This is a genomic window from Actinokineospora spheciospongiae (assembly GCF_003182415.1).
Lineage (GTDB): Bacteria > Actinomycetota > Actinomycetes > Mycobacteriales > Pseudonocardiaceae > Actinokineospora > Actinokineospora spheciospongiae.
The window spans coordinates 84,231-90,609 of record NZ_QHCP01000018.1; the positions used below are offsets into that span (position 1 = coordinate 84,231).

Genomic DNA, 6,379 nt, shown 5'->3' on the forward strand with positions numbered 1-6,379 from the left:
CCGGGGGGACGGGGTTCGCGGGATGGAGTTCACAGCGCTCTCACCGCTCGTCGGGTTTGCTGGACCTCGGTGGAATGACCGTCCATAAGGAGGATGCCGGTGACCGAGCCCGGTCAGGCCGAGTTCACGAGCGAGTCGTCCGCGGCGACGCCCGCGCGGGACGCCCAGCTTCTCGAGCGGACCGTGTTCGAGGTCAAGCGCGTCATCGTCGGGCAGGACCGGCTGGTCGAGCGGATGCTCGTCGGACTGCTGGCCAAGGGGCACCTGCTGCTGGAGGGCGTGCCCGGCGTGGCCAAGACCCTCGCGGTGGAGACCTTCGCCAAGGTCGTCGGCGGCTCGTTCTCCCGCGTGCAGTTCACCCCCGACCTGGTGCCCGCCGACATCCTCGGCACCCGCATCTACCGGCAGGGCCAGGAGCGCTTCGACGTCGAGCTGGGCCCGGTCGTGGCCAACTTCGTGCTCGCCGACGAGATCAACCGCGCCCCCGCCAAGGTCCAGTCGGCGATGCTGGAGGTGATGGCCGAGCGGCACGTGTCCATCGGCGGCCAGACCTTCCCCATGCCCGACCCGTTCCTGGTGCTCGCCACCCAGAACCCGATCGAGAACGAGGGCGTCTACCCGCTGCCCGAGGCGCAGCGCGACCGCTTCCTGTTCAAGATCCTGGTGGAGTACCCGACGGTCGAGGAGGAGCGCGAGATCGTCTACCGGATGGGCGTCGCGCCGCCGCAGCCGCAGCAGGTGCTCACCCCCGAGGAGCTCAAGCGCCTGCAGGGCGTGGCCTCGTCGGTGTTCGTCCACCACGCGCTCGTCGACTACACCGTGCGCCTGGTCCTGGCCACCCGCACCCCGGCCGAGCACGGCCTCACCGACGTCGCGGGCTGGATCGCCTACGGCGCCTCCCCGCGCGCCAGCCTGGGCATCGTCGCCGCCGCGCGCGCCCTGGCCCTGGTCCGCGGCCGCGACTACGTGCTGCCCCAGGACGTGGTCGACGTGGTGCCCGACGTGCTGCGCCACCGCCTGGTCCTGTCCTACGACGCGCTCGCCGACGGCGTGCCGATCGAGCACATGATCTCCCGGGTGTTGCAGACCGTGCCGCTGCCGCAGGTCTCGGCCCGGCCGCAGAACGGCGCGCCCGCCGGGGTGGCGGGTAGGTAGTGGCTTCCTCTGGGAACCGCGGGGCAGGCCCCGAGGACTCCGGGACCCCCCGGCCGGACTGGGCGCCGCCGGTGCTGCGCGGCGACCGGATGGAAGCGGGCCTGCGCCTGCTGGAGATCGACGTCCGGCGCAGGCTCGACGGCCTGCTCCAGGGCAACCACCTCGGCCTGGTCCCCGGACCAGGTTCCGAACCCGGCGAGGCCCGCCCGTACGCCCCCGGCGACGACGTGCGCCGGATGGACTGGGCGGTCACCGCGCGCACCACGACCCCGCACATCCGCGAGACCGTGGCCGACCGCGAGCTGGAGACCTGGCTGGTGGTCGACCTGTCCGCCAGCCTGGACTTCGGCACCGCCGCCTGCGAGAAGCGCGACCTGGCCGTGGCCACCGTCGCCGCCATCGCCCACCTGACCCGCGGCGGCGGCAACCGCATCGGCGCGCTCATCTCCACCGGCGCCGAACTGGTCCGCGTCCCCGCCCGGGGCGGCCTCGCCCACGCCCGCGGCCTGGTCCGCAAGGTCGCCCAGGTCCAGCGCGCCCCCGAGGGCGTGCGCGGCGACCTGGCGAGCGCGGTCGAGCAGTTGCGCAGGCCCCCGCGCAGGCGCGGCCTGGCCGTGGTGGTCTCCGACTTCCTCGGCGACACCGACTGGCAGCGACCGCTGCGCGCGCTGTCGCTGCGCCACGAGCTGATCTCGGTGGAGATCGTCGACCCGCGCGACGTCGAACTGCCGGACGTGGGCACCGTCGTGCTCGCCGACCCGGAGACCGGGCGCCAGCGCGAGGTGACCGCCTCGCCGCTGCTGCGCAAGGAGTTCGCCGCCGCCGCCGCCGAGCACCGCGCCGAGGTGGCCTCCGGCATCCGCCGGGCGGGCAGCGGGCACCTGGTGCTGCGCACCGACTCGGACTGGATCGCCGACACCGTGCGCTTCGTCGTCTCCCGCAAGCGCCGCTGGTCGGGGGGTGCGGCATGAGCCTGAGCGGGTTCACCTCCCCCTGGTGGTTCCTGGTGCTGCTCGCGGTGGCCGCGCTGGCCGCCGGGTACGTGCTGGTGCAGAAGACCCTGCGCAGGCGCACCCTGCGCTTCACCAACCTGGAACTGCTCGAACGCGTCGCCCCCAAGCGGCAGGGCCTCACCCGGCACCTGCCCGCGGTGGTGCTGATCCTGGCGCTGGTGCTGCTCACCGTGGCGATGGCCGGGCCGACCGCCGAGCAGAAGGTGCCGCGCAACCGGGCCACCGTGGTGCTGGTCATCGACGTGTCGCTGTCGATGGAGGCCACCGACGTCGCCCCGACCCGGCTGGAGGCTGCCAAGGTCGCCGCGAAGTCCTTCGCCGAGGGCCTGACCCCCGGGGTGAACCTGGGGTTGATCACCTTCGCGGGCACCGCCACCGTGCTGGTCGCCCCGACCACCGACCGGGCCGGGGTGGCCAGGTCGATCGACAACCTCAAGCTGGCCCAGTCCACCGCCACCGGTGAGGCGATCTTCGCCGCGCTCCAGTCGATCGAGGGCTTCTCCTCGGTCGTCGGCGGACCGGAGGGCCCACCGCCCGCCCGCATCGTGCTGATGTCCGACGGCAAGCAGACCATCCCCACCGAGTCCGAGGACGACTCGCGCGGCTCCTTCACCGCGGCCAGGGCGGCGGCCGACAAGAAGATCCCGATCACCACCATCTCCTTCGGCACCGCCGACGGCACGGTCGAGATCGAGGGCCGCCCCCAGTCGGTCGCCGTGGACGACGAGGCCATGGAGGAGATCGCCCAACTGTCCGGCGGCGACTTCTACCGGGCCGCCACCGCCGACCAGTTGCGCAAGGTCTACGACACCCTCGGCGAGCAGATCGGCTACGAGGTCAAGCAGGCCGACGCGAGCAGGCCGTGGCTCATCCTCGGCACCCTGCTGGCCCTGCTGTCCGCGGCGGGCTCCCTGGTCATCGGCCAACGCCTGCCCTGACCGACGACCACCTGGGACGACCGCGGCTCAGGCGCCGCTTCGGCGCCGGAGGCCGCGTGGCCTCAGCGGGGTCACCGGTCATACGTCAGCGAAGGCCGCTAGCCTCACGGCGGATGATGTCGAGGGGCGCAAGGGGAAGACTGATGGACGGTTCCAACAATTCCGGCGGTCGCTCGGTGCTGGTCACCGGCGGCAACCGCGGCATCGGACTGGCCATCGCCAGGGCCTTCGCCGCCCAGGGCGACCGGGTGGCCATCACCCACCGCGGCTCGGGCGCCCCGGAGGGGCTGTTCGGCGTGAAGTGCGACGTCACCGACTCCACCGCGGTCGACGCGGCGTTCACCGAGGTCGAGGCGGAGCACGGGCCGGTCGAGGTGCTGGTGGCCAACGCGGGCATCACCGACGACACGCTGCTCATGCGGATGGACGAGGAGCAGTTCACCCGCGTCCTCGACGCCAACCTGACCGGCGCGTTCCGGGTGACCAAGCGCGCCACCCGCAACATGCTCCGGGCCCGCGCGGGGCGCATCGTCTACATCTCCTCGGTGGTGGGCCTGATGGGCTCGCCCGGTCAGGTCAACTACGCGGCCAGCAAGGCGGGCATGGTCGGCATGGCCCGCTCCATCTCCCGGGAACTGGGCTCGCGCAACATCACCGCCAACGTCGTGGCCCCCGGCTTCGTGGCCACCGACATGACCGAGACGCTCACCGAGGACCGGCGCAAGCAGATCCTCGCCTCGGTCCCGGCCGGGCGCTACGCCCAGCCCGAGGAGGTCGCCGCCGCGGTGACCTTCCTCGCCTCGCCCGCCGCGGGCTACATCACCGGCGCGGTGCTGCCGGTCGACGGCGGCCTCGGCATGGGCCACTGACCACCACCCCGTCCCGTAACACCGTTCCAGGAGGACTCCCGGCCATGACCGGTCTGCTCGAAGGCAAGCGGCTGCTGATCACCGGTGTGATCACCGACGCGTCGATCGCGTTCCACGTCGCCAAGGCGGCCCAGGAGCAGGGCGCCGAGGTCGTGCTCACCGGCTTCGGCCGGATGAGCCTGGTGCAGCGGATCGCCACCCGCCTGCCCAAGCCCGCCCCGGTCATCGAACTCGACGTGCAGAACGACGAGCAGCTCGCCGGCCTCGCCGACGCGGTGCGCGAGCACGTCGACGGCCTCGACGGGGTGGTGCACGCCATCGGGTTCGCCCCGCAGTCCTGCCTGGGCGCGCCGTTCCTGGACGCCCCGTGGAAGGACGTCGCGGTCGCGCTGGAGGTCTCGGCGTACTCGCTCAAGTCGCTGGCGGTGGCCGCGCTGCCGCTGCTGGGCCCCGGCTCGTCCATCGTCGGCCTGGACTTCGACGCCCGCGTCGCCTGGCCCGCCTACAACTGGATGGGCGTGGCGAAGGCCGCTTTCGAGTCCACCAACCGCTACCTGGCCCGCGAGCTGGGCCCCAAGGGCGTCCGGGTGAACCTGGTCGCCGCCGGTCCGGTGCGCACCATGGCCGCCAAGTCCATCCCCGGCTTCAAGGAGCTCGAGGACGCCTGGGGCGAGCGCGCCCCGCTGGGCTGGGACGTCAACGACGCCACCCCGGTCGCCAAGTCGGTCTGCGCGCTGCTGTCGGACTGGCTGCCCGCCACCACCGGCTCCATGGTGTGGGTCGACGGCGGCGTGCACGCGCTGGGCATGTGAGCTAGAACTGCGCACATGACCGACGCGTTGCTGTGGCTGTCCTTCGGCGGCCCCGAGTCCCCGGCCGACGTCCGCCCGTTCCTGGAGAACGTCACCCGGGGGCGCGGGGTCCCGCCGGAACGCCTCGACGAGGTGGAGCAGCACTACCAGCACTTCGGCGGCGTGTCGCCGATCAACCGGCTCAACCGGGAGGCGATGGACGCCGTCCGCGCCGCACTGGCCGCCGCCGGGATCGACCTGCCGGTGTACTTCGGCAACCGCAACTGGCACCCCATGGCCGAGGACACCGTCGCGGAGATGGCCGCCGACGGCGTCCGCTCCGCGCTGGTGTTCCCCACCAGCGCCTACGGCGGCTACTCGGCCTGCCGCCAGTACGACGAGGACATCGCCCGCGCCCGCGAGTCGGTCGGCGACGACGCGCCCGACCTGGTGAAGCTGCGCCACTTCTTCGACCACCCGCTGTTCGTCTCCGCCTTCGCCGACGCCGTGCGCGCCGCCGCCGCCGACCTGCCCGAGGGGTACCGGCTGGTCTTCACCGCGCACTCGGTGCCCGACTCCGCCGACCGCGCCGCGGGCCCGCCGGAGGAAGGTGGCCGCCGCTACTCCCGGCAGGTCGCCGAAGCCGCCCGGCTGGTGGCCGCCGAGGTGGGCGCCGACGGGTTCGACGTGGTGTGGCAGTCGCGGTCGGGTCCGCCGCGCATCCCGTGGCTGGAGCCCGACGTGGTCGACCACATCGAGGCGCTGCACGCCGACGGGGTGCGCGCGGTGCTGGTGTGCCCGGTCGGGTTCGTCAGCGACCACCTGGAGGTCGTCTGGGACCTCGACACCGAGGCCAAGGAGAAGGCCGAGGAACTGGGCATGGCCTTCGCCCGCGCCGCCACCCCGAACGGCGACCCCCGGTTCGCCGAACTGGTGGTGGAACTCGTCCGCGAACACCTGGCCGGGGCCGAGGCGCGCAAGCTGTCGGACTTCCCGGTCGGCGGCTGCACGCTCAACGGCGCCCCGTGCGCGGTCGCCTGCTGCGAACCGGTCCGCCGCCCGGCTCCCGCGCAGGCGGGTCAGGGCCGCCCCGCGAGCTGACCTCCGGGTGTGCCCTGCTGGGTTTGGGTGTGCCCGGGTGAATGCGCTCTGCCTTCGTCGCCGGTTGTTTGTTGGTGGTGCCCGGCTGGGTGGATGTGTTTGGCCGGGGCCCCTATGGCGATCATGTGCTCCAGTGTGACCGGGTGGGGCTGAAAAGATGCCCCACCGCCCAGGCAGGCTGTCACATGATCGCCACCCCCGGCCAAACACATCCACCCACCCGGGCAGTTGCTTGGTCGGGCCGGCGGTTCTCGGGGCGGTCGGCTGACCAAGCACCTCCACCCAACCGGGCATTCGCTCGCCGGGCTGGCGGGTTTCGGGGTGGTCGGCTGGGTAAGCACCTCCACCCACCCGGGCGTTTGCTCGGCCGGGCCGCCGGTTTTCGGGGTGGCCGGCTGGACAAGCACCTCCACCAGCTAGGGCGTGTCCTGCGGATCTTTCCCATGATCGTGTGCAGATGATGGGGTGTGGTCGGACGTGGTGAGCTGACGGACAAGGCCTGGGCTGCGATC

Annotated in this window: 6 protein-coding genes; all 6 read left to right on the forward strand. The window is 72.7% G+C overall.

The features are described from left to right. The first annotated feature begins 93 nt into the window (after positions 1-93). The 6 genes from DFQ13_RS31370 (at position 94) to DFQ13_RS31395 (ending at position 5,867) form a co-directional block, all read left to right on the forward strand. The gene (locus DFQ13_RS31370; RefSeq protein WP_052020421.1) at positions 94-1,155 is read left to right on the forward strand and encodes an AAA family ATPase; all 1,062 of its coding nucleotides are present in this window, start codon (positions 94-96) and stop codon (positions 1,153-1,155) included. 89 nt (positions 1,156-1,244) lie between these two features. Then, positions 1,245-2,126, forward strand: coding sequence for a DUF58 domain-containing protein (locus tag DFQ13_RS31375; RefSeq protein ID WP_181400239.1), 882 nt, complete (start codon positions 1,245-1,247; stop codon positions 2,124-2,126). After that, a complete protein-coding gene (locus tag DFQ13_RS31380) occupies positions 2,123-3,106 on the forward strand; it encodes a VWA domain-containing protein (protein WP_110082417.1) in 984 nt (327 codons plus the stop codon). Before DFQ13_RS31375 ends, DFQ13_RS31380 begins: the two co-directional genes overlap by 4 nt. A 143-nt stretch (positions 3,107-3,249) precedes the next feature. Then, positions 3,250-3,975 carry a 3-oxoacyl-[acyl-carrier-protein] reductase gene (gene fabG / locus DFQ13_RS31385; protein ID WP_035277947.1) on the forward strand — a complete coding sequence of 242 codons (726 nt, stop codon included), beginning with the start codon at positions 3,250-3,252 and terminating at the stop codon, positions 3,973-3,975. A gap of 44 nt (positions 3,976-4,019) precedes the next feature. Next, entirely contained in the window at positions 4,020-4,787 is a 768-nt protein-coding gene (gene fabI, locus DFQ13_RS31390) for an enoyl-ACP reductase FabI (protein WP_035277948.1), read from the forward strand. 15 nt (positions 4,788-4,802) lie between these two features. After that, positions 4,803-5,867 carry a ferrochelatase gene (locus tag DFQ13_RS31395; protein WP_110082418.1) on the forward strand — a complete coding sequence of 355 codons (1,065 nt, stop codon included), beginning with the start codon at positions 4,803-4,805 and terminating at the stop codon, positions 5,865-5,867. Positions 5,868-6,379 lie beyond the last annotated feature (512 nt).

Excerpts from the sequence above, each read along its gene's own strand:
- DFQ13_RS31395 (WP_110082418.1), top strand. The coding sequence starts at position 4,803 with ATGACCGACGCGTTGCTGTGGCTGTCCTTCGGCGGCCCCGAGTCCCCG.
- fabG (WP_035277947.1), top strand. The coding sequence starts at position 3,250 with ATGGACGGTTCCAACAATTCCGGCGGTCGCTCGGTGCTGGTCACCGGC.
- DFQ13_RS31380 (WP_110082417.1), top strand. The coding sequence starts at position 2,123 with ATGAGCCTGAGCGGGTTCACCTCCCCCTGGTGGTTCCTGGTGCTGCTC.
- DFQ13_RS31375 (WP_181400239.1), top strand. The coding sequence starts at position 1,245 with ATGGAAGCGGGCCTGCGCCTGCTGGAGATCGACGTCCGGCGCAGGCTC.
- DFQ13_RS31370 (WP_052020421.1), top strand. The coding sequence starts at position 94 with ATGCCGGTGACCGAGCCCGGTCAGGCCGAGTTCACGAGCGAGTCGTCC.
- fabI (WP_035277948.1), top strand. The coding sequence starts at position 4,020 with ATGACCGGTCTGCTCGAAGGCAAGCGGCTGCTGATCACCGGTGTGATC.